Origin of the sequence: Bradyrhizobium sp. B039 (genome assembly GCF_038965675.1) — a bacterium.
GTDB lineage: Bacteria > Pseudomonadota > Alphaproteobacteria > Rhizobiales > Xanthobacteraceae > Bradyrhizobium > Bradyrhizobium diazoefficiens.
In genome coordinates, this window is sequence record NZ_CP152416.1 from 202,733 (window position 1) to 228,937 (window position 26,205).

The window sequence follows — 26,205 nt, forward strand, 5'->3', positions numbered from 1 at the left end:
GCGCTGGGCCTCTGCCGGGGAGCCCAGCGCCAGCGCCGTTTGTTATGCGCGAACCGAAATCGCCAGGAACTCAAGTATGTCTCGCCAAGACGCGAACGCAGCCTTTGCCCTCTCATCTTTTTTGCAGGGCACCAACGCCACCTACATCGACGAAATCTACGCCCGCTACGAGAAGGACCCGTCCTCGGTCGACGCCGAGTGGCAGGAGTTCTTTAAGAGCCTGAAGGACCAGCCGGACGACGTCCGCAGGAACGCCGAGGGCCCGTCCTGGGAGCGCGCCAACTGGCCGCTGACGCCGCAGGACGACCTGACCTCCGCCCTCGACGGCAACTGGGCCGAGGTCGAGAAGGCGGTCGGCGGCAAGATCGCCGCCAAGGCGCAGGCCAAGGGCGCCGATATCTCCTCCGCCGATCTGCTCCAGGCGACGCGCGACTCGGTCCGCGCCTTGATGCTGATCCGCTCCTACCGCATGCGCGGCCACTTCCACGCCAAGCTCGATCCGCTCGGCATCGAGGCGCCGCGCAACCGCGAAGAGCTCGACCCGCGCACCTACGGCTTCAGCGAGGCCGATTTTGACCGCAAGATCTTCCTCGATCACGTGCTCGGTCTCGAATACGGCACGCTGCGCGAGATCACCGCGATCTGCGAGCGCACCTACTGCCAGACGCTCGGCGTCGAGTTCATGCATATCAGCAATGCCGCGCAGAAGGCCTGGATCCAGGAGCGCATCGAGGGACCGGATAAGGAAATCTCCTTTACCCGCGAAGGCCGCAGAGCCATCCTGACCAAGCTGGTCGAAGCCGAGGGCTTTGAAAAATTCTGCGACACCAAGTTCACCGGCACCAAGCGTTTTGGTCTCGACGGTGCTGAATCCCTGATCCCCGCGCTCGAGCAGATCATCAAGCGCGGCGGCAATCTCGGCGTGAAGGAAATCGTGCTGGGCATGCCGCATCGCGGCCGCCTCAACGTGCTGACCCAGGTGATGGGCAAGGCCCACCGCGCGCTGTTCCACGAGTTCAAGGGCGGCTCGGCCAACCCTGACGCGGTCGAAGGCTCCGGCGACGTCAAGTATCACCTCGGCGCCTCCTCGGACCGCGAGTTCGACGGCAACCGCATCCATCTGTCGCTGACCGCCAATCCCTCGCATCTCGAGATCGTCGATCCCGTCGTGCTCGGCAAGGTCCGCGCCAAGCAGGACCAGCACGGCGATCCGCCGGATATGCGCATCTCCGTCATGCCGCTGCTGATGCACGGCGACGCCGCGTTCGCCGGCCAGGGCGTGGTCGCGGAATGCTTCGGTCTGTCGGACCTGAAGGGCTACCGCACCGGCGGCTCCGTGCACTTCATCGTCAACAACCAGATCGGCTTCACCACCTATCCGCGTTACTCGCGTTCCTCGCCCTATCCGTCGGATGTGGCGAAGATGATCGACGCGCCGATCTTCCACGTGAACGGCGACGATCCGGAAGCCGTGGTGTTCGCGGCCAAGGTCGCGACCGAATTCCGGCAGAAGTTCCACAAGCCCGTCGTCATCGACATGTTCTGCTACCGCAGGCATGGCCATAACGAGGGCGACGAGCCGGCGTTCACCCAGCCGGTGATGTACAAGAAGATCGCGGCGCATCCGTCCACGCTCGAGCTCTACGCCCGCCGCCTCATCAGCGAAGGCGTGATGACCGAGGGCGAGGTCGACAAGGCCAAGGCCGACTGGCGCGCGCGGCTCGATGCCGAGTTCGAGGCCGGCACCTCCTACAAGCCGAACAAGGCCGACTGGCTCGACGGCAAGTGGGCGGGCTTCAAGATCGCCGACCAGGAAGAGGACGCCCGCCGCGGCGTCACCGGCGTCGACATCACCGCGCTGAAGGATATCGGCCGCAAGATCACCAAGGTGCCGGATGGTTTCCGCGTCCACCGCACCATCCAGCGCTTCCTGGAGAACCGCTCCAAGGCGATCGACAGCGGCGCCGGCATCGACTGGGCGACCGGCGAAGCGCTGGCGTTCTGCTCGCTGCTCAACGAGAACCATCACGTCCGGCTGTCCGGCCAGGATTCCGAGCGCGGCACGTTCTCGCAGCGCCACTCGGTCCTGATCGACCAGGAAGACGAGAGCCGCTACACGCCGTTCAACCATCTCGGCCACGAGCAGGGCCATTACGAGGTCATCAACTCGCTGCTGTCGGAAGAAGCCGTGCTCGGCTTCGAATATGGCTATTCGCTCGCCGAGCCGAACACGCTGACCCTGTGGGAAGCGCAGTTCGGCGACTTCGCCAACGGCGCGCAGGTCGTGTTCGACCAGTTCATCTCCTCGGGCGAGCGCAAATGGCTGCGCATGTCCGGCCTCGTCTGCCTCTTGCCGCACGGCTATGAAGGGCAGGGACCGGAGCACTCCTCGGCGCGCCTCGAGCGTTACTTGCAGATGTGCGCGGAAGACAACATGCAGGTGGTCTACCCGACCACGCCGGCGAACTACTTCCACGTGCTGCGCCGGCAGCTGCATCGCGAGATCCGTAAACCCCTGATCCTGATGACGCCGAAGTCGCTGCTGCGTCACAAGCGGGCGGTGTCGCGTCTCGAGGAGCTTGCGAAGGGAACGACCTTCCACCGCATCCTGTACGACGACGCCCAGATGCTGCCGACCGATGCCATCAAGCTCGTTCCGGACGAGAAGATCCGCCGCATCGTGCTCTGCTCCGGCAAGGTCTATTACGACCTCTACGAGGAGCGCGAGAAGCGCGGCATCGACGACATCTACCTGATGCGCGTCGAGCAGCTCTATCCGGTGCCGCTGAAGGCGCTGGTGGCCGAGCTGTCGCGCTTCAAGAAGGCCGAAGTGGTGTGGTGCCAGGAAGAGCCCCGCAACATGGGCGCCTGGCACTTCATCGAGCCCTATCTGGAGTGGGTGCTGAACCAGGTGAACGGTGTGAGCCGGCGTCCGCGTTATGTCGGCCGCGCCGCTTCCGCCGCGACCGCCACGGGTCTGATGTCCAAGCATCAGGCTCAGCTGAAGGCGTTCCTGGACGAAGCACTGAGCTGAACTTTTTGAACTGCGTCATGCCCCGCCAAAAGCGGGGCATCCGGCATGCCATGGCGTCCTCGTGAATGCGAACGTCCCGGCTTGCTGGATGGCCTGCTTTTCGCTGGCCGTGACAATTGGAATTCATGACCGCATTGGCGATCCCTTAAGGAAAAGACCATGACTGAAATTCGTGTGCCGACGCTCGGCGAATCCGTCACCGAGGCCACCATCGGCCGCTGGTTCAAGAAGGCCGGCGACCCCGTCGCCGTTGACGAGCCCTTGGTGGAGCTCGAGACCGACAAGGTCACCATCGAAGTCCCGGCGCCCTCCGCCGGCACGCTGAGCGAGATCATCGCCGCTGACGGCGCGACCGTTGCCGTGGGCGCGCTGCTCGGCCAGATCACCGAAGGCGCCACCGGCGCGGCCAAGCCGGCCGCTGCTCCCGCCAAGCCCGCTGCTGCTCCGGCCGCCGCGGCGGCTGCTGCCGCACCGGCTCCGGCCGCGAAGGCGCCGCCGGCCGATGCCCCGCTCGCCCCCTCCGTGCGCAAGCTCTCGGCCGAGACCGGCATCGACGCTTCGACCGTTCCGGGCTCCGGCAAGGACGGCCGCGTCACCAAGGGCGACATGCTCGCCGCGATCGAGCGTGCGGCCTCCGCGCCGACCCCGGTCAACCAGCCCGCCGCCGCCGTTCAGGTCCGCGCGCTGTCGCCGGCCGATGACGCCGCCCGCGAAGAGCGCGTCAAGATGACCCGGCTGCGCCAGACCATCGCGCGCCGCCTCAAGGACGTGCAGAACACCGCGGCCATGCTCACGACCTTCAACGAGGTCGACATGACCAACGTCATGGCGCTGCGCGCGCACTACAAGGACGCGTTCGAGAAGAAGCACGGCAGCAAGCTCGGCTTCATGGGCTTCTTCACCAAGGCCGTCGTGCAGGCGCTGAAGGACATCCCGGCCGTCAACGCCGAGATCGACGGCACCGACCTGATCTACAAGAACTACTATCACATCGGCGTCGCCGTCGGCACCGACAAGGGCCTCGTCGTGCCCGTGGTGCGTGACTGCGACCACAAGTCGATCGCCGACATCGAGAAGGGCATCGCCGATTTCGGCCGCCGCGCCCGTGACGGCCAGCTCAAGATCGACGAGATGCAGGGCGGTACCTTCACCATCACCAATGGCGGCATCTACGGCTCGCTGATGTCGACCCCAATCCTCAACGCGCCGCAGTCCGGCATTCTCGGCATGCACAAGATCCAGGAGCGGCCGATGGTCGTCGGCGGCAAGATCGAGGTCCGCCCGATGATGTACCTGGCGCTGTCCTACGATCACCGCGTCATCGACGGCAAGGAAGCCGTCACCTTCCTCGTCCGCGTCAAGGAGAGCCTGGAAGATCCGGCGCGCCTGGTGCTCGATCTCTGATCGCTGATGCTCTGCGAGCGCCGTCGCCCTCACGCGACGGCGCGTGTCGAACCATGGAGGCGCGCATGACCGATAAAGTCGTTGTCATCACCGGCGGGAGCCGCGGCATCGGGCGGGCGACCGCGATCGCGGCGGCCGCACGCGGCTTCCGTGTCGTGGTCGGCTACGCCAGCAACAAGCAGGCTGCGGATGAAGTCGTCGCGCAGATCGCGGCCAGCAACGGCAAGGCCATCGCGGTGAAATGCGATGTCGCCGAGGAAAGCGACATCCTCGAGCTGTTCAAGCAGGCGGACAAGTTCGGCACGCTCGGCGCACTCGTCAACAACGGCGGCATCGTCGGCAAGAGCGGCGTGCGCGTCGACGAGATGTCGGCCGAGCGCATCCAGCGCGTGATGGCGGTCAACGTCACCGGCTCCATCCTCTGCGCGCGCGAGGCGGTGAAGCGGATGTCGACCAGGCACGGCGGCAAGGGCGGCGTCATCGTGAACCTGTCGTCGGTCGCAGCCCGGCTCGGCGCACCCAACACCTATGTCGATTATGCCGCGTCCAAGGGCGCGGTCGATTCCTTCACCGTCGGGCTCGGCTACGAGGTCGCGGGCGAAGGCATCCGCGTCGCGGCGATCCGGCCCGGCCTGATCGACACCGAAATCCACGCCGCCGGCGGCGAGCCCGACCGCGCCCATCGTCTGGCCCATTTGGTGCCGATGAAGCGCGTCGGCACCGCCGAGGAAATCGCCAACGCCATCGTCTGGCTGATGTCGGACGATGCCTCCTACGTCACCTCAGCCATTCTCGATGTGTCCGGCGGACGCTGACGCGCCGCGCGGACGCTGACGCATCTTTCCACGCTAAACTCACGGGACTTTCTCTCATGGCTACCTACGATCTCGTCGTCATCGGCACCGGACCGGGCGGTTATGTCTGCGCGGTGCGCGCAGCCCAGCTCGGCATGAAAGTCGCCGTGGTCGAAAAGAACGCAACGCTCGGCGGCACCTGCCTCAATGTCGGCTGCATGCCCTCGAAGGCGCTGCTGCACGCTTCCGAAATGTTCGAGGAGGCCGCGCACTCCTTCGCCAAGATGGGCGTGTCGGTCTCCGCGCCGAAGCTCGAGCTTCCGGCGATGATGAACTTCAAGCAGCAGGGCATCGACGGCAACGTCAAGGGCGTCGAGTTCCTGATGAAGAAGAACAAGATCGACGTGCTCAAGGGCACCGGCAAGATTCTTGGCACCGGCAAGGTCGAAGTCTCCGCCGACGGCAAGTCGCAGGTCGTCGAGACCAAGAGCATCGTGATCGCCACCGGCTCGGACATCGCGCGTCTCAAGGGCATCGAGATCGACGAGAAGCGCATCGTTTCGTCCACCGGCGCGCTGTCGCTGGACAAGGTCCCCGGCAAGCTGCTCGTCGTCGGCGCCGGCGTGATCGGCCTTGAGCTCGGCTCGGTGTGGAAGCGGCTCGGCGCCGAAGTCGTCGTCGTCGAATTCCTGGATCGCATCATGCCCGGCATGGACGGCGAGATCGCCAAGCAATTCCAGCGCATCCTCGAGAAGCAGGGCTTTGCATTCAAGCTCGGCGCCAAGGTCACCGCCGTTGATACCTCCGGCAAGACGCTGAAGGCGACGATCGAGCCCGCCGCCGGCGGCGCTGCGGAGACGCTGGAAGCCGACGTCGTGCTCGTCTGCATCGGCCGCGTGCCCTACACCGATGGGCTTGGCCTGAAGGAAGCCGGCGTTGCGCTCGACAATCGCGGCCGCGTGCAGATCGATCCGCATTTCGCCACCAGCCTGAAGGGCGTCTATGCCATCGGCGACGTCGTCGCGGGCCCGATGCTCGCGCACAAGGCCGAGGACGAAGGCGTTGCGGTTGCCGAGATCATCGCAGGCCAGGCCGGCCACGTGAATTACGACGTTATCCCAGGCGTCGTGTATACCACGCCGGAAGTCTCCTCCGTCGGCAAGACCGAGGAGGAACTGAAGCAGGCGGGCGTGGCTTATACCGTCGGGAAGTTTCCCTTTACCGCCAACGGCCGCTCCAAGGTCAACCAGACCACCGATGGCTTTGTGAAGATTCTCGCAGATGCGAAGACCGATCGCGTGCTCGGCGTGCACATTATCGGCCGCGAAGCCGGCGAAATGATCCATGAAGCGTGCGTTCTCATGGAGTTTGGCGGCAGTGCGGAGGATCTCGCGCGCACCTGCCACGCGCATCCGACCCGCTCGGAGGCCATCAAGGAAGCCGCGCTTGCAGTCGGCAAGCGGGCCATCCATATGTAGGCGACGCCCCGAGCCGAATCGGGCGGGACAACACATGCTGCGCCGCCTTCTCCAACCGGTCTGGGTCCTGCTTGCGATCATTTTCCTGATCGAAGCCTGGCTGTGGGACCATCTCGAACCGATCGTCGCGCGGGTTGTCGCAGCTATCCCGCTCGCGCGCTTCAAGCAATGGCTGACGGAGCGTGTCGACGCGCTGTCGCCGGCCATGACGCTGATCGTGTTCGCGGTCCCCATCATCCCGCTGTTTCCGCTCAAGCTCGTCGGCCTGTGGCTGCTCACGCATGAATACTGGACCAGCGCCGTCTTCACGATCCTGTTCGCAAAGCTCGTCGGCGTCGGCGTCACCGCCTTCGTGTTCGACGTCACGCGCGACAAGCTTTTGGAGATGCACTGGTTCGAGCGGATCTACGATCTCGTGATGAAGGTGCGTGCCAAGGCGCACCTGCTGGTCGACCCGATCAAGCAGCGCATCCGCGAGCTGATCACCGGCAACGGCGAAGGCTGGTCCGCCCGCACGCTCCGCCTGATCCAGCGCTTCCGCAAGAGCGTGCATCAGGCGCGGTGATTGCGCTTTCAGTTGTCGAGCCAGGGCTCGCGCCAATTCTCAGGTGTCGTCCCGGCGAAGGCCGGGACCCATAACCCCAGGGAGTAGTTTGGCGAAGATTCGTCGTTCGGTACTCCCACCGCGAGTAATCGATAGATCACGCGGTATGGGTCCCGGCGTTCGCCGGGACGACGGCGGAGTAAGCCGCCTCACCCCCTCAATGCAAATGCAGCAGATGCGGCCACCACAGGCCGAGCGCGGTCATGAGCAGGCCGGCGAGCGTCAGGAGGCCGCCGACATAGGCGAGCGCGAAGATGCCGGTGATGATGGTGGCCGAGGCCAGCACGATGCCGATCTGGAAGGCGGCCGACGCCAGCTCGAAGTGATGGTATTTAGCGGTCGCCTCGTCGCGCTCGTGCTCGGCATGCTTGGCCTTCTCGGCGAGCTGCTCGGTGCCTTCGCCGGTCTCGGGCTCGGAGCGATAGCGCTGCGCGGTCTTGGTCCAGTCGTCGACCTGCTTCTGCACCGCTGCCTTCATGGCGTCGTCGGTCGCGCCGACGACCGTGAGCTTGCCCTGCTCGGCCGCGGTCAGCACCACGGTGCGGCGGATGCTCTTGGCCTGGAAGAACGCCCAGAGATTGGCGGCCTCGACGTTCTTGCTGATCGATTCGGTCTGGGCGCCCTTGCCGAGCGTCTCCGAGATCGCCAGGAACAGGGCCAGCACGGCGATCAGAAGGGCGATCTTCTTGTTCGAGCCGGACGCGTGTTCGGCGTGCTCGGCATGCTCCATGCTTTCATGTGCGCTCATAAATCCCTCCTGCCTGGATGCCCCACGATTGACCGAACCGCGGGCGCCGCGCAAGAGGCATGCGCGCCAAGAGCTTGCTATGACAGCTTGATGTCAGAATTCACCGCCGCGGATGCGCGCTGGCATAGACTTCCAGCAGCCGCTCGGAATCGATGCCGGTGTAGATCTGCGTGGTCGAGAGCGAGGAATGGCCGAGCAGTTCCTGGATCGCGCGCAGGTCGCCGCCGCGCGACAGAAGATGCGTGGCGAAGGAATGGCGCAGCGCGTGCGGCGTCGCGCTGTCGGGCAGGCCGAGCGCGCCGCGCAGCCGCTCCATCGCGAGCTGGATGATGCGCGGGCTCAAGGGACCGCCGCGCGCGCCGACGAAGATCGGCCCTTCCGCCGGCAGCGGATAGGGGCACATCGAAACATATTCCTGCACCAGCGCCAGCACGTTCTGGAGCACCGGCACCATGCGGGTCTTGTTGCCTTTGCCTGTGACGACGAGCACGTCGCCTTCGCCCGGCTTCGGCACCTCGCGGCGCTTCAGGCCGAGCGCTTCGGAGATGCGCAGGCCGGAGCCATACAGCAGCGCCATCACCGCCGCATCGCGCGCCAGAATCCAGGTCTCGCGTTCCTCGCCGGCGCGCTCGTCGGCGTCCGCAAGACGTTTGGCCGACGCCATCGGCAGCGGCTTCGGCAGGCTCTTTGCGACTTTCGGCGCGCGGATCGCGGAGAGCGCGCCGACCTTGCCCTTGCCCTCGCGTTCGAGGAAGCGGCCGAACGAGCGCAGGCCCGCCAGCGCGCGCATCAGCGAGCGGCCGGCAATGTCGTCGGCCCGGCGCATCGCCATGAAGGCGCGCACGTCGGTGGCCTCCAGCGCGGCGAAGCGCTTGAGCGTGACGCGTTCGCCCCAATGATTGCAGAGGAAATCCAGGCACTGCCGCAAGTCGCGGCCATAGGCCTCCAGCGTCTTCGGCGACAGCCGCCGCTCGGCGCCGAGATGCGACAGCCAGCGCGTCATCTCCTGCGCGATCGAGGGATCGGCGCTGGCGAGCTCGATTTGTGGGGCGGCCGCTTTGCTCATGCGCTCTGGACGTGGTGATTCCGCACAGTATATCGCATCACACTCGTTTATCGTTCGCTAAGGCCGCCTCACGGCGCTAGCCTTGAGGCCCCCGGGTTCCGATTCTCAGTTCATGGACCACACCTCCCGCAGCAGCACCGCCTCCGCCAACGCGACCCGCATGGTCGACGTGCTGGTGCCGGTCGCGCTCGACCAGACCTATTCCTACAAGGTGCCGCGCGGGATGGAGCTGAAGGCGGGCGATCTCGTCGGCGTGCCGCTTGGGCCCCGCGAGGTGCTCGCCGTAGTCTGGGCCGAAAACGCCAATCCCGCTCCGCGCCTGCACAACCGCCTCAAGGAGGTCAGCGAGAAGCTCGACCTCCAGCCGCTGAAGCCCGAGTTGCGTTCGGTCGTCGACTGGGTCGCCAATTACACGCTGAGCCCGCGCGGCATGGTGCTGCGCATGTGCCTGCGGATGGGCGAGAATCTCGGCCCCGAGCGGGTGCGCCCCGGCGTGCGCCTGGTCGGCGATCCCCCCAGGCGGCTGACGCCGGCGCGGCAACGCGTGATCGAGGTGCTGTCGGACCGGCTGCTGCACGGCAAGTCCGAAGCGGCCAAGGAGGCGGGCGTCTCGGCCGGCGTGATCGACGGCCTGGTGGACGAAGGCACGCTCACGGTCGAGCCGATGCCGCCGCCGCCGCCGCCGCCGGCCCCCGATCCGGATTTCGGCCGGCCGGATTTCACACCGCTCCAGCGCACCGCGGTCGATACGATGCGCGCGCTCGCGGCCAACGGCACCTTCCACGTCGCGCTGCTCGACGGCGTCACCGGCTCGGGCAAGACCGAGGTCTATTTCGAGGCGGTCGCGGAGGCGATCCGCCGCGGCAGGCAGTCGCTGATCCTGATGCCGGAGATCGCGCTCACCGGCCAGTTCCTCGACCGCTTCGCGCAGCGTTTTGGCGTGCGGCCGATCGAATGGCACTCCGAGCTCACCCCGCGCACCCGCGCGCGCAACTGGGCGGCGATCTCCGAAGGCAGCGCGCCGGTCGTGGTCGGCGCGCGCTCGGCGCTGTTTCTGCCCTACGCCAATCTCGGCCTCATCGTCGTCGACGAAGAGCACGACCAGGCCTACAAGCAGGACGAGGGCGTGCATTACCATGCCCGCGACATGGCGGTGGTGCGCGCGCATATCGCAAAAATTCCGATCGTGCTGGCCTCCGCGACGCCGTCGGTCGAATCCGAGGTCAATGCGCGCAAGAATCGCTATCAGCGCATCGCGCTGCCCTCGCGCTTCGGCGGCCAGCACATGCCGCATATCGAGGCGATCGACATGCGCCGCGAGCCGCCGGCGCGCGGCCGCTTCATCTCGCCGCGCCTGGCGGGCGAGATCAGGACCGCGATCGAGCGGCGCGAGCAGGCGCTATTGTTCCTCAATCGCCGCGGCTATGCGCCGCTGACGCTGTGCCGCGCCTGCGGCCACCGCTTCGCCTGCACCATCTGCGATGCCTGGCTGGTCGATCATCGCTTCCGCCAGCGCCTCGTCTGTCACCATTGCGGCTTCTCGATGCCGCGCCCGCATGTCTGTCCGAACTGTTCGGCGGAGGAATCGCTGGTCGCGGTCGGCCCCGGCGTCGAGCGCCTGCAGGAAGAAGCGGCCGCGCTGTTCCCGGAGGCGCGCACCATGGTGCTGTCGAGCGATCTCATCACCTCGATCGAGACCATGCGCTCCGAGCTTGCCGAGATCGCGGAGGGCCGCGTCGACATCATCATCGGCACGCAGCTCGTCGCCAAGGGCCACAATTTCCCGCGGCTCAATCTGGTCGGCGTCGTGGATGCGGATCTCGGCCTTTCCAATGGCGATCCGCGCGCGGCGGAACGCACCTGGCAGTTGCTCAACCAGGTGATCGGCCGCGCCGGACGCGAGCAGGGCCGCGGCGTCGGCTATCTCCAGACCCACCAGCCCGATCATCCCGTGATGAAGGCGCTGATCGCCTGCGACCGCGAAGCCTTCTACGACAGCGAGATCGATCTTCGCGAGCGCACGCTGTATCCGCCGTTCGGCCGGCTCGCCAGCCTGATCATCTCGGCCGGCGACCGCCCGAGCGCGGAAGGCTTTGGCCGCCGCCTCGTTGCGCTCGCGCCGCGCGACGAGCGCGTGGTGGTGCTGGGCCCGGCGGAAGCGCCGCTCGCCGTCATCAAGGGCCGCTACCGCTTCCGCATCCTGGTGAAATCGGCGCGCGGTTTCGACCTGTCGGACTATTTGCGCAACTGGCTCGCGGTCTGTCCGAAGCCGAAGGGCAATCAGAAGCTGGAGGTGGACGTCGATCCGCAGAGCTTTTTGTAAGGCTGCGGTCGCCGCCACATTCTCCGCTGTCATTCCGGGGCACGCGAAGCGTGAGCCCGGAATCCATTTCACCGCGGGCCCTGCCGCCCGATGGATTCCGGGCTCGATGCTGCGCATCGCCCCGGAATGACGACAACAAAAAGCCCGCCGTCCCCCAAGACGGCGGGCTTGTTTCATGCGCGCATCAAACTGATGGAAAGTGCGCGGGCAATGTGAGGCGCCGTGGCGCCTTAGGAGATGACTTCCGCGGTGACGCGGCCGACGCCGGCGCCGGTGAGGCCGATGGCGCGGGCAGCGCCCGTGGAGAGGTCGAGCACACGGCCGCGAATGAACGGGCCACGGTCATTGATGGTGACGATCACGCTCGAGCCGCCGTGGGTGACGCGCAGCTTGGTGCCGAACGGCAGCGAACGGTGTGCCGCGGTCATGGCGTTCTGGTTGAAGCGCTGGCCCGAGGCGGTCCTGCTGCCGGACTCGTTGCCGTAATAGGAGGCCATGCCGGAGAAGCTGTGCCCGGTGCCCGAGGACGGCGTCATCGCCGCATTGGCATTGCGCCAATCAGAGCCTGCATTGGCGTCGGTCTGGGCGTGGTGGCGATGATGGTGCCGGTGATGCCTGGATTTGGCGGAAGCTTCGGTGGCGGTTCCACCGATGAAGAGGGTTGCGGCTATGAAAGCGATCGCCGTGCGCGGCCGGGTCACAGTGCCCAGCGTCTTGAAAGACAGCATTTAATGGTCCCTAAGCTAGTATTGCCACATATGTGGCCAGTGGAGCCCTCATCAGTTTGTGAGCGGTTTGGCGTTTCGTTGCGCAATGCGGCATGAATTGGGCAGTAATTCCATTCTGTTTCGTCGTGAAATATCTTGTGACCTGCCGGTATATTCATCCGACATTCCGTAATCTTTAACTTTAACGATTCATTAACTTAACTATTACTTATGAATACTGTAGAGTGAAGTCATCGCTCTCAGCATTTAGAATTGGGTAAGTATTCGGCGGGCGGCGCGACCGGGGCCGAAGTCACGCCTCAGCGATCCGTGTTCATGGCCGCTATGCGCTGAGAGCAGGAACCAACGGCGCCGCACCGCCGCAAGGCTCGCGGCAATTCCGTGGCGTGGCAGGTCATCGTCGAGGTCGCCGACCCCTCGTCATTGAAGCGCCGTCGCGTGCGACGAACTGGCGACAGAACCTCGTGCCTTTAATTTGGCGTCATGTTGCACGTGCGCGCCTGCTATGTTAGCAAAGCCGCGATTTTAACGAGCCCGGCACTTCCCGTGCTGGTCGAAAATCGAAGTCCCGCTTGAATTCCAAGGGCTTGGATCGCTAGGCGCCTCTTCGTGGCGACGGTTTTTCCCTTGCGAATTTGACAGCAAAAAGAGCGCGTCTGTGGCTGCAGAAGATACGTCCGTTTCCGGTGTGTCCGGCCGTTATGCAACGGCCTTGTTTGAACTGGCCCGCGACCAGAAAGCGGTCGACGAGGTCAAGGCCGACCTCGACAGGTTCGAGGCCTTGCTCGGCGAGAGCGCCGATCTGAAGCGCCTCGTCCGCAGCCCGGTGTTCGCGGCCGATGCCCAGTCCAGGGCCCTCACGGCCGTGCTGGACAAGGTCGGCATCGCCGGCATCTCTGCCAATTTCCTGAAAGTGCTGACCGCCAACCGCCGCCTGTTCGTGGTGGCTGACGTCATCCGCGCCTACCGCGCCCTCGTCGCCAAGTTCAAGGGCGAGGCGACCGCTGATGTCACCGTGGCGGAGGCGCTCTCGGACAAGAATCTCGACGCCCTCAAGGTTGCCCTGAAGTCGGTGACCGGCAAGGACGTCGCGCTGAACGTGAAAGTCGATCCCTCGATCATCGGTGGCCTCGTCGTCAAGCTGGGCAGCCGCATGGTGGATGGTTCGCTTCGCACCAAACTCAATTCGATCAAGCACGCGATGAAAGAGGCAGGCTGATGGACATCCGCGCCGCGGAAATTTCCGCGATCCTCAAGGACCAGATCAAGAATTTCGGCCAGGAAGCTGAAGTCTCCGAAGTCGGACAGGTGCTGTCCGTCGGCGACGGTATCGCCCGCGTCTACGGTCTGGACAACGTCCAGGCCGGTGAGATGGTCGAGTTCGAGAACGGCACCCGCGGCATGGCGCTGAACCTCGAAACCGACAACGTCGGCGTCGTTATTTTCGGTGCCGACCGCGAGATCAAGGAAGGCCAGACCGTCAAGCGCACCCGCGCCATCGTGGACGCGCCGGTCGGCAAGGGCCTGCTCGGCCGCGTCGTCGACGCGCTCGGCAACCCGATCGACGGCAAGGGCCCGATCCAGGCCGACAAGCGTATGCGCGTCGACGTCAAGGCGCCCGGCATCATTCCGCGCAAGTCGGTGAGCGAGCCGATGGCGACCGGCCTCAAGGCGATCGACGCCCTGATCCCGATCGGCCGCGGCCAGCGCGAGCTGATCATCGGCGACCGCCAGACCGGCAAGACCGCGATCGCGCTCGACACCATCCTGAACCAGAAGCCGCTCAACGCGCAGCCCGACGAGAACATCAAGCTGTACTGCGTCTACGTCGCAGTCGGTCAGAAGCGTTCGACCGTCGCCCAGTTCGTGAAGGTGCTGGAAGAGCAGGGCGCGCTCGAATACTCGATCATCGTCGCCGCCACCGCCTCGGATCCGGCGCCGATGCAGTACATTGCCCCCTTTACTGCCTGCACCATGGGCGAATTCTTCCGCGATAACGGCATGCACGCCGTCATCATCTATGACGATCTGTCCAAGCAGGCCGTCGCCTACCGCCAGATGTCGCTGCTGCTGCGCCGTCCGCCGGGCCGCGAAGCCTATCCGGGCGACGTGTTCTATCTGCACTCCCGCCTGCTCGAGCGCGCGGCGAAGCTCAGCAAGGATCATGGCTCGGGCTCGCTCACCGCGCTGCCTATTATCGAAACCCAGGCCAACGACGTGTCGGCCTACATCCCGACCAACGTCATCTCGATCACCGACGGCCAGATCTTCCTGGAAACCGACCTGTTCTTCCAGGGCATCCGTCCCGCGGTGAACGTCGGTCTGTCGGTGTCGCGCGTCGGTTCGTCCGCGCAGACCAAGGCCACCAAGAAGGTCGCCGGCAAGATCAAGGGCGAGCTCGCGCAGTATCGCGAAATGGCGGCGTTCGCGCAGTTCGGCTCCGACCTCGACGCCTCGACCCAGCGCCTGCTCAACCGCGGTTCGCGCCTGACCGAGCTCCTGAAGCAGCCGCAGTTCTCGCCGCTGAAGATGGAAGAGCAGGTCTGCGTGATCTGGGCTGGCACCAACGGCTATCTCGATCCGCTCCCCGTTAACAAGGTGCGCGCGTTCGAGGACGGTCTGCTCTCGCTGCTGCGCGGCAAGAACGTCGAGATCCTCAATTCGATCCGCGACAGCCGCGACCTCTCCGACGACACCGCTGCCAAGCTGAAGTCGGTGGTCGAAGGTTTTGCGAAGAGCTTCGCGTAAGAACCGTCACGGCCGGGCCAAAAGCGCGAAGCGCGTCTTCGCATTTGATGTCCCGGCCATCCACGCCTTACCGCGTGGGAGACGAAGACGTGGATGCCCGGGACAGGCCCGGGCATGACGACAGAGACAGGCTAGCGGTTTGGCCGCAAGGGCTCGAACCGTCGGGGACGAAGAATGGCGTCACTTAAAGACATGCGCGTCCGCATCGCCTCCACCAAGGCGACGCAAAAGATCACCAAGGCCATGCAGATGGTCGCGGCCTCGAAGCTGCGCCGCGCGCAGACCGCGGCCGAAGCTGCGCGTCCCTATGCCGACAAGATGAGCGCGGTGATTTCCAACATCGCCGGAGCCGCGGCGGGCTCGCCCGGCGCGCCGGCGCTGCTGGCCGGCACCGGCAGGGACCAGGTCCACCTGCTGCTGGTCTGCACCGGCGAGCGCGGCCTGTCCGGCGCCTTCAACTCCTCGATCGTGCGTCTCGCCCGTGAGCGCGCGCTGGCGCTGATGGCGCAGGGCAAGGAAGTGAAATTCTTCTGCGTCGGCCGCAAGGGTTACGAGCAGCTGCGCCGCCAGTTCGACAAGCAGATCGTCGAGCATCTCGACCTGCGCAGCGTTCGCCAGCTCGGCTTCGTCAACGCCGAGGACATCGCCAAGAAGGTTCTGGCGCGCTTCGAGGCCGGTGAATTCGACGTCTGCACGCTGTTCTATTCGCGCTTCCGCTCGGTGATCGCCCAGATCCCGACCGCCCAGCAGATCATCCCGCTGGTCGTCGAGGAGGGCACTGCCGCCAGCACGACGTCTTACGAATACGAGCCGGAAGAGGACGAGATCCTCACCCGCCTGCTGCCGCGCAACCTCGCGGTCCAGATTTTCCGCGCGCTGCTCGAGAACAACGCCTCGTTCTACGGCGCGCAGATGAGCGCGATGGACAACGCGACGCGCAACGCCGGTGAGATGATCCGCAAGCAGACGCTGGTCTACAACCGCACGCGTCAGGCGCAGATCACCAAGGAACTGATCGAAATCATCTCGGGTGCCGAGGCCGTCTGATCAAGGCGCTTCATTGCCCGTTAAACCCAACATCCCGGTCAGTTGACCGTGGTCTAGAAGTTCGGATCGAAGGAGACATTCAATGGCAGCCCAGTCCGGTCGCGTCACCCAGGTCATCGGCGCCGTCGTCGACGTGCAGTTCGAAGGCCACCTCCCGGCCATTCTCAATTCGCTCGAGACCAAGAACGGCGGCAACCGCCTGGTGCTCGAAGTCGCCCAGCATCTCGGCGAATCCACCGTGCGCACGATCGCGATGGACACCACCGAGGGTCTGGTCCGCGGCCAGGAAGTGACCGACACCGGTTCGCCGATCCGCGTTCCCGTCGGCGAAGGCACGCTCGGCCGCATCATCAACGTCATCGGCGAGCCGATCGACGAAGCCGGCCCGGTCAAGTCGGAAGGCCTGCGCGCCATCCACCAGGAAGCGCCGACCTACACCGACCAGTCCACCGAAGCTGAAATTCTCGTCACCGGCATCAAGGTCGTCGATCTCCTGGCTCCCTATGCGAAGGGCGGCAAGATCGGCCTGTTCGGCGGCGCCGGCGTCGGCAAGACCGTGCTGATTCAGGAGCTGATCAACAACGTCGCGAAGGCGCACGGTGGTTACTCCGTGTTCGCCGGCGTCGGCGAGCGTACCCGCGAGGGCAACGACCTCTATCACGAGTTCATCGAGTCCAAGGTCAACGCCGATCCGCACAATCCGGATCCGAGCGTGAAGTCGAAGTGCGCGCTGGTGTTCGGCCAGATGAACGAGCCGCCGGGCGCCCGCGCCCGCGTCGCGCTCACCGGTCTGACCATCGCGGAAGACTTCCGCGACAAGGGCCAGGACGTGCTGTTCTTCGTCGACAACATCTTCCGCTTCACCCAGGCCGGCTCGGAAGTGTCGGCGCTGCTCGGCCGTATTCCTTCGGCGGTGGGTTATCAGCCGACGCTCGCGACCGACATGGGCGCGCTGCAGGAGCGCATCACCACCACGCAGAAGGGCTCGATCACCTCGGTGCAGGCCATCTACGTTCCGGCCGACGACTTGACCGACCCGGCGCCCGCGACCTCGTTCGCGCACTTGGACGCGACCACCACGCTGTCGCGCTCGATCGCCGAAAAGGGCATCTACCCGGCGGTGGACCCGCTCGACTCGACCTCGCGCATGCTCTCCCCGCTGGTCGTCGGCGAGGAGCACTACGCGGTCGCCCGTCAGGTCCAGCAGGTCCTGCAGCGCTACAAGGCGCTCCAGGACATCATCGCCATTCTCGGCATGGACGAGCTTTCGGAAGAGGACAAGCTGACGGTGGCCCGCGCCCGCAAGGTCGAGCGCTTCATGTCGCAGCCGTTCCACGTCGCCGAAATCTTCACCGGCTCGCCCGGCAAGTTCGTCGACCTCGCCGACACCATCAAGGGCTTCAAGGGCCTGGTGGAAGGCAAGTACGACCACCTGCCGGAAGCCGCCTTCTACATGGTCGGCACCATCGAAGAGGCGGTCGAGAAGGGCAAGAAGCTCGCCGCTGAAGCGGCCTAAGAAGCGAATGGCGAATGGGGAGTAGCGAATAGTCGCCGCTCCCACTCGCCGCTCGCCATTCGCCACTCGCTATTCGCAGGTTCTCCATGGCCACCTTCCACTTCGATCTCGTCTCGCCGGAAAAGCTCGCATTCTCGGGTGAGGTCGACCAGGTCGACATCCCCGGCGTCGAGGGCGACTTCGGCGTGCTGGCGGGACATGCGCCGGTCGTGGCTGCAATCCGGCCGGGCATCCTCACCGTCACCACCGCCGGCCGCCACGAGAAGATCATCGTGCTCGGCGGCCTCGCCGAAGTCTCCGAAAAGGGCCTCACCGTGCTCGCCGACGTCGCGACCTCTCTGGACGAGCTCGATCGTGCCCAGTTCGCCGAGACCATCGCGGAGATGGAGGAGGGCCTGAAGGAGCACGAAGGCGGCGAGCTCGATCTGGCCATCGAGCGGCTGGACCACTACAAGAGCATCCAGCAGCAGCTCAGCTCGACGGCTATGCATTAAGCCCCGAGGCATCGCTTCGGGGCTCGAACGCGAAATTCCTGCAAGAAATTCCTGAATAAGTTCAGCGCTCGTCACGGAAGTGGCGGGCGCTGAAACTTTGTTGCACTGCGCAGCCGATAGCGGCATTCTTCGCCCGCGAATTTGTTCCGGGGCGGGTCACAGATGAAACGCAAGATCGCAGCGATTTTCGCAGCCGATATTGCCGGGTATTCGAGGCTGGTCGCGGAAGACGAGGAGGAGACGCTGCGGCGCCTGGCCTCCTACCGCGAAGTCATCGACGATTTCATCGCAAAGGCGAACGGTCGCATCTTCAACACCGCCGGCGATGCCGTGCTCGCGGAATTTCCGAGCGCGGTGGACGCGGTGCGCTGCGCGATCGACATCCAGGAGTCCTTGCGGACCCGCAACATGGCCTATCCGCCGAGCCGGCAGATGTCGTTCCGCATCGGCATCACCATCGGCGACGTGGTCGAGCGCAACGGCGATCTGCTCGGCGACGGCGTCAACATCGCCGCGCGGCTGGAAGGCCTCGCCGAGGTCGGCGGCATCTGCGTTTCCCGTGCCGTGCACGAGCAGGTCGCCAACAAGCTGTCGGTGCAGTTCGCCGATATCGGCGCGCAGGAGGTGAAGAACATCCCGACGCCGGTGCATGCCTACATGGTGGCGATGCGGCGCGAGGACGGCACCTATTCGAAGCCGCAGTTGAAGAAGCCCGCCTCCAAGCTCGCCGCCGCACCCGTGTGGATGTGGCCGCTGGTGGTGGCAGTCGTCTCGGTCGTTGCCATCGTTGTCACCGGCTTCCTCTACAACACCAAGCTCAAGCAGACGGCGACCGCCGTGGTGACGCCGGCCGCGACGCCCAGTGCCGCGCCGAGCGCGACGCCGACCCAGCTCGCAAAGGCGCAGGTAGCGCCGACGGCGCCGCCGAATGCCGGCGCTGCGATGGCGCCGATGCCCGCACCGTCGCCATCCGCCTCGCCGATGACGGGCAAGTTTGCTGCCGACAGCGTGCCCTTCATCAACGAGCGCATCCGCAACTATCTGGCCGGGGACTATTCCGCCGCCGGCGACTACAAGGCCTTCGCGCTCAATATCGGCGGCTTCACCGGTTCAGCGTTGAACCAGCCGAACGAGGAGGCCGCGCGCAACGCCGCGCTCGATCAGTGCCAGAAGCGCGCCGATGCCGCGCAATCGCCGCGGCGCTGCGAGCTCTATGCGGTCGGCAACAATGTCGTCTACACGCATGGCAAGCCGCCGATGCCGCCGTCTCCCTATTTTCGGCATGACGCGATGACCGAGCGAACCTTTGCGTCGAAGGACTTTCCGATGGTGCGCGATCCGCAAAAGGTCCGGCTCGAGAACATGTTCGTGCCGGCGGCGAAATCCCGGTCGGTCGCGCTCGGCCCGGGCGGACAATATTTCATGGTGCTGGGCTCATCATCGCCCGAGGAATCGGCGCGGCGTGCGCTGGAATCGTGCGGCGCGATCGCGGGCGTCGCTTGCATGATCGTCGCGGTGGACGATAATTTCGTCGTGCCGATTCCGACCCTGCTCAGGATCACCGGCTTCTTCCATGCTGCGAGCAATGCCTCGATCGTGGCCGACGCCCGCGACGAGGTCGTGCGCAAGCTCGCGGACGGCATGGGCTGGAATGCCGTCGCCGTCGGCACCGCAGGACGCCCCGGCCTCGGCCTGAAGGCCGCCGACGAGCAGACCGCGGTCAATTCCGCGCTGGCCGATTGCGCGAGGCGCGACAGCGACTGCCACGTGATCGCGATCGGCCCGTTTACGGTCGGGCCGACGAACTAGCGCTTGCTCTGATTGGGCCCGACGAACGCGCCAACAAAGGTGCGTTCCCTCCCCAACAAGGGGGGAGGAACGAGAGAATCGTGCGGCCCGCACGCGCAAATTTCCGTCGAGAATGTCCCAATGATTTCAACCACCATTCTACTGTGCATGGGGTTGTTTTCGCAGTTTAGCTCGCGAAGGGCGCGAACTGCTGCGCCACGGCCCGATAGACCTCGCGGCGGAACGGCACCACGAGATCGGCGACGCGATCGAGCTGCTCCCAGCGCCACGCGTCGAATTCCGCGGGCTGCCCGTTCTGCGGCGTCAGCGGATCGATCTCGTCGTCCTTGCCGGTGAAGCGCAGCGCGAACCATTTCTGGCGCTGGCCGCGAAACTTCGCCAGCCGATGCGTCTGCGGTCCGTCATAGGGCGGGAATTCGTAGGTGAGCCAGTCGGTCTCGCCGAGATAGCTCGCGCTGACGACATTGGTCTCCTCCCAGAGCTCGCGCATCGCCGCATCGCGCAGGTCCTCGCCCTCGTCGACGCCGCCCTGCGGCATCTGCCAGTCGAGACCCGGCAGGATGATCTCGGGGCCGTCGCCCTTGAAGCGGTGGCCGATCAGCACGCGGCCTTCGGCATTGAACAGCGCGATCCCGACATTGGGACGGTAGGGTTTGTTGTCGTTCGACATGCGGTCACTTCTCTGATCGTCATTCCGGGATGGTCCGAAAGGCCAGCCCCGGAATTCCGAGATCCCGGGTTCGTGCTTCGCACGCCCCGGAGTGACGGTGCAAACTATTCCTCCGCCAGCGCGGAAAACTCCTTCACCACGCGCTCATAGACCGGGCGTTTGAAGGGGATGATCAGCCCGGGAAGATTCTTCATCGGCTCCCAGCGCCAGCTGACGAACTCGGCCTTGTGGCCGCCGCCGGGGTTTTCGACATTGATCTCGCTGTCCTTGCCGGTGAAGCGCACCGCGAACCATTTCTGGCGCTGGCCGCGGTAGCGGCCCTTCCAGGCGCGGCCTGCGACGGTGCGCGGGATGTCGTAGATCAGCCAGTCCGGAACCTCGCCGAGCCGCTCGACCGAGCGCACGCTGGTCTCCTCATAGAGCTCGCGCTTGGCGGCCGCCCAGGTGTCCTCGCCGGGATCGACGCCGCCTTGCGGCATCTGCCAGACATGGGTGTCGTCGATATGTTCGATGCCACCGGCGCGGCGGCCGATGAACACCAGTCCCTTCGCGTTGATCAGCATCACTCCGACGCAAGTCCGGTAGGGCAGATCCTCGTAACGCGCCATTCCGCCAAACCTCTCGCGTGCTTCCGGCAGGGCATCTCGGCCCCGCGGGACCCGTACCGTACCAATTCGTTGATTTAGCTGGATTTTGATTTCAGCATCGCGGTTGTCAATGGCACCAAAAGGATACCCCGGTCGCCCAATGTCTTGGTCCAGGCGCCGATGCGCTCGATCGAGACGGGGAGGGCGGAGGCGGTGCCGATGGCCGTGCCGCGCTCGCGCGCCGCCGATTCGAGCTTGTTCAGGGCACGGTCGATCTCGGCCGGGGTCGGCACCACGTCGATCGCGATGTCGCCCTTGCCGAACGGCATCGCCTGGCTCGCTGCGGCCTGGGGCGCGATGCTGCGGGGCGAGGAACCGTCGTCGAAGAAGCCGAGGCCGCGCTTGGCCGCCTCGCGGATGATCGGCTGCATCGCCGCGTCCGTCGCCACGAAGCGGGCGCCCATGAAATTAGTGATGCCGGCATAGCCCTGCATCCGGCTCAGGTGCCAGTACAGGCGGTCCATGTTCTGGTCGGCGCTGAGCGAGGTCAGCAGCGTCTGCGGGCCCGGGTCGTTGTCAGGGAAGTCGTAGGGCTCCATCGGGATCTGGAGGAAGATCTCGTGGCGCTGGGCGCGGGCCCGCTCGGCGAGTTTTCCTGGATCGGAGCCATAGGGCGTGAAGGCCAGCGTCACCGCGGCCGGCAGCTTCATGATCGCGTCGGTGGTCTTGGCGGCGCCGACGCCGAGCCCGCCGATCACGATCGCGACCACCGGCATCTTGGCGGCCTTGGCGCGGTCGGCGTCGGCCGCGTAGACGTTGAACGGCTTCGATCCGTCGGCGACCACCGGGATCATACCGTAGCGCGACTTCTCCAGCAGCTTCGGGTCAATTCCGGCCATGACGGGCGGCGGTGCGGACGCCGCCTCGCCCTTGTCGGCGGCCTCGCCGGCGCCGATCACCACGTCATGGCGCGCGCCGGTGGAGCCGTCGATCATGGTGACGGTCTTCTGCTCGCCGGGAGCGGCCTGCTTCGGCGCCTCCCTGGTCTCGTGCTTGCTCTCTTGCTTGCTGTCCTGGCCGTGGCCGGAGGCGGCCGGCTTCTCGTCCGTGGCTTTGGGCTCGCGGATCGCGATCCGCGTCATCGGCTCGCCGCCGAGCGGATCCTTGTTGAAGATGGCGAAGCCGGCAAAGGTGACGAGGAACAGGCCGAGCAGCATGGCGAGCGCCTGCATGGCCGTGAACGGCAGCCGCAGCCGGCGTTTCCGGCGCAGCTTGTCCTGTCCGAGCGGGGCGCTCAGATCATCGGCCGTTTCAGTCATGCGCGATCCCGAATCACTGCTGCCGACGATACCACGCCGAGGTCAAGCGGCGGCAGGCCGGGATAGGCCGGGGATGCCAGGAGATCCAAGCAAAAAGGGCGGCTCCGGGAGCCGCCCTTTGCGTTGGATCGCGCGGGTCGCGCCGACTCAGTTCGCCGCTTTGGGCTTGTCGGTCGCGGCCTTGTCGGTACCCGGCGTGGGCGCCGCGGAGGCGCTGTTCTTGATGCCGTGGAGCAGGTCGTCGGCGAGCTTCAGCGCCTTGTCGTCCTTGGCGTCCGGCGGGACGTAGGACTGCGAGCCGGTCTTCTCGTCGCCGTCGTTCTTCAGATGGCCGCGCAGCGAAGCCTCGCCCTTGGTGTCGGTGCGCGACTTCAGCTCGTCCGGCACGTCCTGCAGCACTTCGATGTCGGGCACGATGCCCTTGGCCTGGATCGACTTGCCCGACGGCGTGTAGTAGCGCGCCGTGGTCAGGCGCAGCGCGCCGTTGCCCGAGCCGAGCGGGATGATGGTCTGCACCGAGCCCTTGCCGAACGAGCGCGTGCCGACGATGGTCGCGCGCTTGTGGTCCTGCAGCGCGCCGGCGACGATTTCGGACGCCGAGGCCGAGCCGCCATTGACCAGAACGATGACCGGCTTGCCCTTGGTGAGGTCGCCGGCATGCGCGGTGCGGCGCTGGGTCTCCTCGGCATTGCGGCCGCGGGTCGACACGATCTCGCCCTTCTCCAGGAACGAGTCGGAGACGGTGACCGCTTCCTCGAGCAGGCCGCCCGGATTGTTGCGCAGGTCGATGATGTAGCCCTTCAGCTTGTCGCCGATCTGATTCGAGAGGTTGGCGACCTCGCGCTTCAGGCCTTCGGTGGTCTGCTCGTTGAAGGTGGTGATGCGGATATAGGCGATGTCGTCGGCCTCGATGCGGGCGCGCACCGAGCGGACGCGGATGTTGTCGCGCACCAAGGTGACGTCGAGCGGATTGTCCTGGCCCTTGCGGATGATCTTGAGCTTGATCTTGGTGTTGACCGGACCGCGCATCTTCTCGACCGCCTGGTTCAGGGTCAGGCCCTGCACCGCTTCGTCGTCGAGATTGGTGATGATGTCGTTGGCCATGATGCCGGCGCGCGAGGCCGGTGTGTCGTCGATCGGCGAGACGACCTTGATCAGGCCGTCTTCCATCGTGACCTCGATGCCGAGGCCTCCGAACTCACCGCGGGTCTGCACCTGCATGTCGCGGAAGCTCTTGGCGTCCATGTAGCTCGAATGCGGATCGAGGCCGGTGAGCATGCCGCTGATGGCGGATTCGATCAGCTTGGTGTCGTCGGGCTTCTCGACATAGTCGGAGCGCACGCGCTCGAAGACGTCGCCGAACAGATTGAGCTGGCGATAGGTGTCCGCGGTGGCGGCCCGCGCGCTGGAGCCCATGAAGACCGCGCGCGGCTGGGTCACGAACAGCGTCAGCGCCGCACCGGTGGCCGCGCTGAGGAGGATAACTGAAGTCTTGCGCATCATCCGCGAACCTTCTCGCCTTCATTTGCGGCCCACCATGGGCCTGGATCGATTGGAGTGCCGTCTTTGCGGAACTCGACATACAGCACAGGTTGACTCGCGTTCGTGGCGAGAATGGAGGCGACTTGAGAGGTCGACCCCATGGTCGCGACCGGCTCCCCCGTGAGCACAAACTGTCCGATGTTGACCGAAATGCGCTCCATCCCGGCGATCAGGACATGATACCCGCCCCCGGCGTTGAGGATCAAGAGTTGTCCATAACTGCGGAACGGGCCGGCATAGACCACCCAGCCATCACACGGCGTCGTGACCTGGGAGCCCGGCTTGGTGGCCAGCGAAATGCCCTTCTGGACCCCGCCGACCCCATCGGAACCGCCAAAGTCCCTGATCTTGTTACCGTTAACCGGAAGCGGCAGCAGGCCCTTGGCCGAAGCGAAGGCGATCGCGGGGCTGGTCCGGGACCGGTCCTTGAAAGCGCCAGGGCCCGACTTGGCGCCGGCGGCCGCTTTTGCCTCCGCCTGCCTGGCGGCCTCGGCTGCCTTCTCCGCCGCCTTGGCGGCGCTTTGCAGGTCCTGCTCCATCTTGGCGATCAGGCCCTGGAGATCGCCGACCTGCCTTGAAAGCATGATGGCGCGCGAGTTCTCGGCATCGAGGTCCTTCTCGCGCGCGGCCTGCTGGCGCTGCCGTTCGTCGACCAATGCGGCGAGCCGGCTCTGGTCGTTGCGGACCCTGTCGCGATCGGAAGCGAGCTGGTCGCGTTCGGTGGCGATGTTCTTGCGCAGAGCCACGAGCTCGCCGAGCTCGCTCGCGATCTTTTCGGCGCGGCCGCGCAGTTCCGGCACGACGGCGCCGAGCAGCATCGCCGTGCGCAGCGATTGCAGCGCGTCCTCGGGCCGCACCAGCAGCGCGGGCGGCGTGCGCCGGCCGGCGCGCTGCAAGGCCGCCAGTACCTCGACGATGTCGGCGCGGCGCGAATCAAGCGAGGTGCGCATCGCCTGCTCGCGGCCGTTGAGCGTCTTCAGCCGCGCTTCGGCTTCGTCGATCTTGGTCTCGACGCTGCGCACATTGGCGGCAGTGTCGATCAGCTGCTGGTTGAGCTGGGTGCGGTCCTGGCCGAGCGAGGTGATCTCGGCCTTGAGCTTGGCCTGCGCCTCCTCCGCGCTCTTCTGCCTGGCGCGCGCGGCCTCCAGCTCCTGCTCGCGCTGCTTGATCGCATCGGGCGAGACGGCTGCCGTCTGCGGTGCCGGCGTCTGAGCTTGCGCGAGGCTTGCGCCCAAGACACTTGCATCCAAGACACTTGCGCCTGAGACGCTCGCGATCAGCAGCAGGTTGAGGACAGGCGCTCGCATCGCTTTAGGCAAAGGTGCTCGTTGTGGCGCGGATCACGCGCGGTGATAGGGGTGGCCGGCCAGGATGGTGGCGGCCCGATAAAGCTGTTCCAGAAGCATGACGCGGACCATTTGGTGCGGCCAGGTCGCAGAGCCGAACGCGATCGCGAGCTTGGCCTTACGGCGCAATTCGGGCGAAAGTCCGTCCGCCCCTCCGATCACGAAGATAGTATGACCGGCACCCTCGTCGCGCCAGCGCCCGAGGTGCCGTGCGAATACGGTGGAATCGAGATTCTGGCCGCGTTCGTCCAGCGCCACCAGGATCGACTTGTCCGGGATGTGCGCACCGATCGCCGCAGCCTCTTCGGCCATCCGCGTCGCGGCGTCGCGCGCGCGGCTCTCGGGAATTTCGTGGATCGACAGCTCGCGGAATCCGAGCTTGCGGCCGGCCTCATCGAACCGCTCGAAATAGCGGTCGGCAAGCTCCCGTTCGGGGCCCTGCTTCAGCCGGCCCACCGCAATGACAGCAACACGCATGTGTTCAGAGTCGTGTTTTCGAGGCCGCGCGCATCTCGCGCGCACACGACGCTAGCATGCGCGTCAGCCGATTCGAAATCGGCTCTTTGAGCCTCTAGATCGCCTTCGCCGCCCCTGGGCCCTGCGTGTACAATCTCTCGAGATTGTAGAACTCGCGGACCTCGGGTCTGAACACGTGCACGATCACATCGCCGGAATCGATCAGCACCCAGTCGCAATTGGGCAAGCCCTCGACGTGGATGTTCTTGATGCCGGTTTCCTTGAGGCTCTTCGTGACGTTTTCCGCGATCGCGCCGACGTGCCGGTTGGCCCGGCCCGTGGTGACGATCATGTAGTCGGAGTACGCCGATTTGCCGCGAAGGTCGATTGTGACCGTCTCTTCCGCCTTCATGTCCTCGAGGCGGGAGAGGATCAGGCTCAGCGTCTTGTCGGCGTCGGGTTGCGCCTTCAAGGCCGCAGCTTTGGTCGATG

Annotated in this window: 22 protein-coding genes; 12 read left to right on the forward strand and 10 right to left on the reverse strand. The window is 65.6% G+C overall.

Translation table 11 applies throughout. The features are described 5' to 3' along the window. Positions 1–76 precede the first annotated feature (76 nt). From AAFG50_RS00995 to AAFG50_RS01015, 5 genes are all read left to right on the forward strand, one after another. Positions 77–3,034, forward strand: coding sequence for a 2-oxoglutarate dehydrogenase E1 component (locus AAFG50_RS00995; RefSeq protein ID WP_011083284.1), 2,958 nt, complete (start codon positions 77–79; stop codon positions 3,032–3,034). Between the two features lie 159 nt (positions 3,035–3,193). Continuing rightward, the gene (odhB, locus tag AAFG50_RS01000; RefSeq protein WP_028174865.1) at positions 3,194–4,438 is read left to right on the forward strand and encodes a 2-oxoglutarate dehydrogenase complex dihydrolipoyllysine-residue succinyltransferase; all 1,245 of its coding nucleotides are present in this window, start codon (positions 3,194–3,196) and stop codon (positions 4,436–4,438) included. A gap of 65 nt (positions 4,439–4,503) precedes the next feature. Then, the gene (locus AAFG50_RS01005) at positions 4,504–5,253 is read left to right on the forward strand and encodes an SDR family oxidoreductase (protein WP_028174864.1); all 750 of its coding nucleotides are present in this window, start codon (positions 4,504–4,506) and stop codon (positions 5,251–5,253) included. 56 nt (positions 5,254–5,309) lie between these two features. Further along, positions 5,310–6,710, forward strand: coding sequence for a dihydrolipoyl dehydrogenase (gene lpdA / locus AAFG50_RS01010; protein WP_028174863.1), 1,401 nt, complete (start codon positions 5,310–5,312; stop codon positions 6,708–6,710). A 34-nt stretch (positions 6,711–6,744) separates the two neighbouring features. Further along, positions 6,745–7,275 (forward strand): hypothetical protein, encoded by a 531-nt coding sequence (locus tag AAFG50_RS01015; RefSeq protein WP_011083280.1) that lies wholly within the window; start codon positions 6,745–6,747, stop codon positions 7,273–7,275. A gap of 196 nt (positions 7,276–7,471) precedes the next feature. Here the strand turns inward: AAFG50_RS01015 and AAFG50_RS01020 are convergent, their stop codons facing one another. After that, entirely contained in the window at positions 7,472–8,062 is a 591-nt protein-coding gene (locus AAFG50_RS01020) for a DUF4337 domain-containing protein (protein ID WP_011083279.1), read from the reverse strand. Positions 8,063–8,162: 100 nt separating this feature from the next. Beyond that, a complete protein-coding gene (locus AAFG50_RS01025) occupies positions 8,163–9,128 on the reverse strand; it encodes a tyrosine recombinase XerC (RefSeq protein WP_011083278.1) in 966 nt (321 codons plus the stop codon). A 112-nt stretch (positions 9,129–9,240) separates the two neighbouring features. Between AAFG50_RS01025 and AAFG50_RS01030 the strand changes: the two genes are divergently transcribed. Next, complete coding sequence (locus AAFG50_RS01030; RefSeq protein ID WP_028174862.1) at positions 9,241–11,451, forward strand: primosomal protein N'; 2,211 nt, start codon at positions 9,241–9,243, stop codon at positions 11,449–11,451. Positions 11,452–11,681: 230 nt separating this feature from the next. Here AAFG50_RS01030 and AAFG50_RS01035 read toward each other — a convergent pair whose 3' ends face one another. After that, the gene (locus AAFG50_RS01035; protein WP_011083276.1) at positions 11,682–12,179 is read right to left on the reverse strand and encodes a septal ring lytic transglycosylase RlpA family protein; all 498 of its coding nucleotides are present in this window, start codon (positions 12,177–12,179) and stop codon (positions 11,682–11,684) included. A gap of 658 nt (positions 12,180–12,837) precedes the next feature. Here AAFG50_RS01035 and AAFG50_RS01040 point away from each other — a divergent pair. The 6 genes from AAFG50_RS01040 (at position 12,838) to AAFG50_RS01065 (ending at position 19,793) form a co-directional block, all read left to right on the forward strand. Further along, positions 12,838–13,398: a F0F1 ATP synthase subunit delta gene (locus AAFG50_RS01040; protein ID WP_011083275.1), complete on the forward strand. Its 561-nt coding sequence runs from the start codon at positions 12,838–12,840 to the stop codon at positions 13,396–13,398. Further along, entirely contained in the window at positions 13,398–14,927 is a 1,530-nt protein-coding gene (gene atpA, locus AAFG50_RS01045; protein WP_011083274.1) for a F0F1 ATP synthase subunit alpha, read from the forward strand. Before AAFG50_RS01040 ends, atpA begins: the two co-directional genes overlap by 1 nt. A 174-nt stretch (positions 14,928–15,101) precedes the next feature. After that, the gene (locus AAFG50_RS01050) at positions 15,102–15,974 is read left to right on the forward strand and encodes a F0F1 ATP synthase subunit gamma (protein WP_011083273.1); all 873 of its coding nucleotides are present in this window, start codon (positions 15,102–15,104) and stop codon (positions 15,972–15,974) included. Positions 15,975–16,056: 82 nt separating this feature from the next. Continuing rightward, positions 16,057–17,490, forward strand: coding sequence for a F0F1 ATP synthase subunit beta (gene atpD / locus AAFG50_RS01055; RefSeq protein WP_011083272.1), 1,434 nt, complete (start codon positions 16,057–16,059; stop codon positions 17,488–17,490). Positions 17,491–17,576: 86 nt separating this feature from the next. Further along, entirely contained in the window at positions 17,577–17,984 is a 408-nt protein-coding gene (locus AAFG50_RS01060) for a F0F1 ATP synthase subunit epsilon (RefSeq protein ID WP_011083271.1), read from the forward strand. 162 nt (positions 17,985–18,146) lie between these two features. Then, positions 18,147–19,793 (forward strand): adenylate/guanylate cyclase domain-containing protein, encoded by a 1,647-nt coding sequence (locus AAFG50_RS01065; RefSeq protein ID WP_028174861.1) that lies wholly within the window; start codon positions 18,147–18,149, stop codon positions 19,791–19,793. A 166-nt stretch (positions 19,794–19,959) separates the two neighbouring features. Here the strand turns inward: AAFG50_RS01065 and AAFG50_RS01070 are convergent, their stop codons facing one another. The 7 genes from AAFG50_RS01070 to rsfS form a co-directional block, all read right to left on the reverse strand. Next, positions 19,960–20,463 carry an RNA pyrophosphohydrolase gene (locus AAFG50_RS01070; RefSeq protein ID WP_011083269.1) on the reverse strand — a complete coding sequence of 168 codons (504 nt, stop codon included), beginning with the start codon at positions 20,461–20,463 and terminating at the stop codon, positions 19,960–19,962. Positions 20,464–20,567: 104 nt separating this feature from the next. Then, positions 20,568–21,071 carry an RNA pyrophosphohydrolase gene (locus AAFG50_RS01075; RefSeq protein WP_011083268.1) on the reverse strand — a complete coding sequence of 168 codons (504 nt, stop codon included), beginning with the start codon at positions 21,069–21,071 and terminating at the stop codon, positions 20,568–20,570. A 74-nt stretch (positions 21,072–21,145) separates the two neighbouring features. Then, the gene (locus AAFG50_RS01080) at positions 21,146–22,369 is read right to left on the reverse strand and encodes a divergent polysaccharide deacetylase family protein (protein ID WP_028174860.1); all 1,224 of its coding nucleotides are present in this window, start codon (positions 22,367–22,369) and stop codon (positions 21,146–21,148) included. A 147-nt stretch (positions 22,370–22,516) separates the two neighbouring features. Continuing rightward, entirely contained in the window at positions 22,517–23,872 is a 1,356-nt protein-coding gene (locus tag AAFG50_RS01085; protein ID WP_011083266.1) for a S41 family peptidase, read from the reverse strand. After that, a complete protein-coding gene (locus tag AAFG50_RS01090; protein WP_028174859.1) occupies positions 23,869–25,218 on the reverse strand; it encodes a peptidoglycan DD-metalloendopeptidase family protein in 1,350 nt (449 codons plus the stop codon). The genes AAFG50_RS01085 and AAFG50_RS01090 overlap by 4 nt, the downstream gene beginning before the upstream one ends. 33 nt (positions 25,219–25,251) lie before the next feature. Beyond that, positions 25,252–25,734 carry a 23S rRNA (pseudouridine(1915)-N(3))-methyltransferase RlmH gene (rlmH, locus tag AAFG50_RS01095; RefSeq protein WP_028174858.1) on the reverse strand — a complete coding sequence of 161 codons (483 nt, stop codon included), beginning with the start codon at positions 25,732–25,734 and terminating at the stop codon, positions 25,252–25,254. A gap of 94 nt (positions 25,735–25,828) precedes the next feature. After that, positions 25,829–26,185 carry a ribosome silencing factor gene (gene rsfS, locus AAFG50_RS01100; RefSeq protein WP_027523570.1) on the reverse strand — a complete coding sequence of 119 codons (357 nt, stop codon included), beginning with the start codon at positions 26,183–26,185 and terminating at the stop codon, positions 25,829–25,831. Positions 26,186–26,205 lie beyond the last annotated feature (20 nt).

Bases quoted from the DNA above. Each gene is read 5' to 3' on its own strand.
- odhB (WP_028174865.1), top strand. From the start codon at position 3,194: ATGACTGAAATTCGTGTGCCGACGCTCGGCGAATCCGTCACCGAGGCC.
- AAFG50_RS01015 (WP_011083280.1), top strand. From the start codon at position 6,745: ATGCTGCGCCGCCTTCTCCAACCGGTCTGGGTCCTGCTTGCGATCATT.
- atpD (WP_011083272.1), top strand. From the start codon at position 16,057: ATGGCAGCCCAGTCCGGTCGCGTCACCCAGGTCATCGGCGCCGTCGTC.
- AAFG50_RS01035 (WP_011083276.1), bottom strand. From the start codon at position 12,179: ATGCTGTCTTTCAAGACGCTGGGCACTGTGACCCGGCCGCGCACGGCG.
- AAFG50_RS01025 (WP_011083278.1), bottom strand. From the start codon at position 9,128: ATGAGCAAAGCGGCCGCCCCACAAATCGAGCTCGCCAGCGCCGATCCC.
- AAFG50_RS01050 (WP_011083273.1), top strand. From the start codon at position 15,102: ATGGCGTCACTTAAAGACATGCGCGTCCGCATCGCCTCCACCAAGGCG.
- AAFG50_RS01070 (WP_011083269.1), bottom strand. From the start codon at position 20,463: ATGTCGAACGACAACAAACCCTACCGTCCCAATGTCGGGATCGCGCTG.
- AAFG50_RS01005 (WP_028174864.1), top strand. From the start codon at position 4,504: ATGACCGATAAAGTCGTTGTCATCACCGGCGGGAGCCGCGGCATCGGG.
- AAFG50_RS00995 (WP_011083284.1), top strand. From the start codon at position 77: ATGTCTCGCCAAGACGCGAACGCAGCCTTTGCCCTCTCATCTTTTTTG.
- AAFG50_RS01090 (WP_028174859.1), bottom strand. From the start codon at position 25,218: ATGCGAGCGCCTGTCCTCAACCTGCTGCTGATCGCGAGCGTCTCAGGC.
- rlmH (WP_028174858.1), bottom strand. From the start codon at position 25,734: ATGCGTGTTGCTGTCATTGCGGTGGGCCGGCTGAAGCAGGGCCCCGAA.
- AAFG50_RS01085 (WP_011083266.1), bottom strand. From the start codon at position 23,872: ATGATGCGCAAGACTTCAGTTATCCTCCTCAGCGCGGCCACCGGTGCG.
- AAFG50_RS01080 (WP_028174860.1), bottom strand. From the start codon at position 22,369: ATGACTGAAACGGCCGATGATCTGAGCGCCCCGCTCGGACAGGACAAG.
- AAFG50_RS01020 (WP_011083279.1), bottom strand. From the start codon at position 8,062: ATGAGCGCACATGAAAGCATGGAGCATGCCGAGCACGCCGAACACGCG.
- AAFG50_RS01075 (WP_011083268.1), bottom strand. From the start codon at position 21,071: ATGGCGCGTTACGAGGATCTGCCCTACCGGACTTGCGTCGGAGTGATG.
- AAFG50_RS01030 (WP_028174862.1), top strand. From the start codon at position 9,241: ATGGACCACACCTCCCGCAGCAGCACCGCCTCCGCCAACGCGACCCGC.
- lpdA (WP_028174863.1), top strand. From the start codon at position 5,310: ATGGCTACCTACGATCTCGTCGTCATCGGCACCGGACCGGGCGGTTAT.
- atpA (WP_011083274.1), top strand. From the start codon at position 13,398: ATGGACATCCGCGCCGCGGAAATTTCCGCGATCCTCAAGGACCAGATC.
- AAFG50_RS01060 (WP_011083271.1), top strand. From the start codon at position 17,577: ATGGCCACCTTCCACTTCGATCTCGTCTCGCCGGAAAAGCTCGCATTC.
- AAFG50_RS01065 (WP_028174861.1), top strand. From the start codon at position 18,147: ATGAAACGCAAGATCGCAGCGATTTTCGCAGCCGATATTGCCGGGTAT.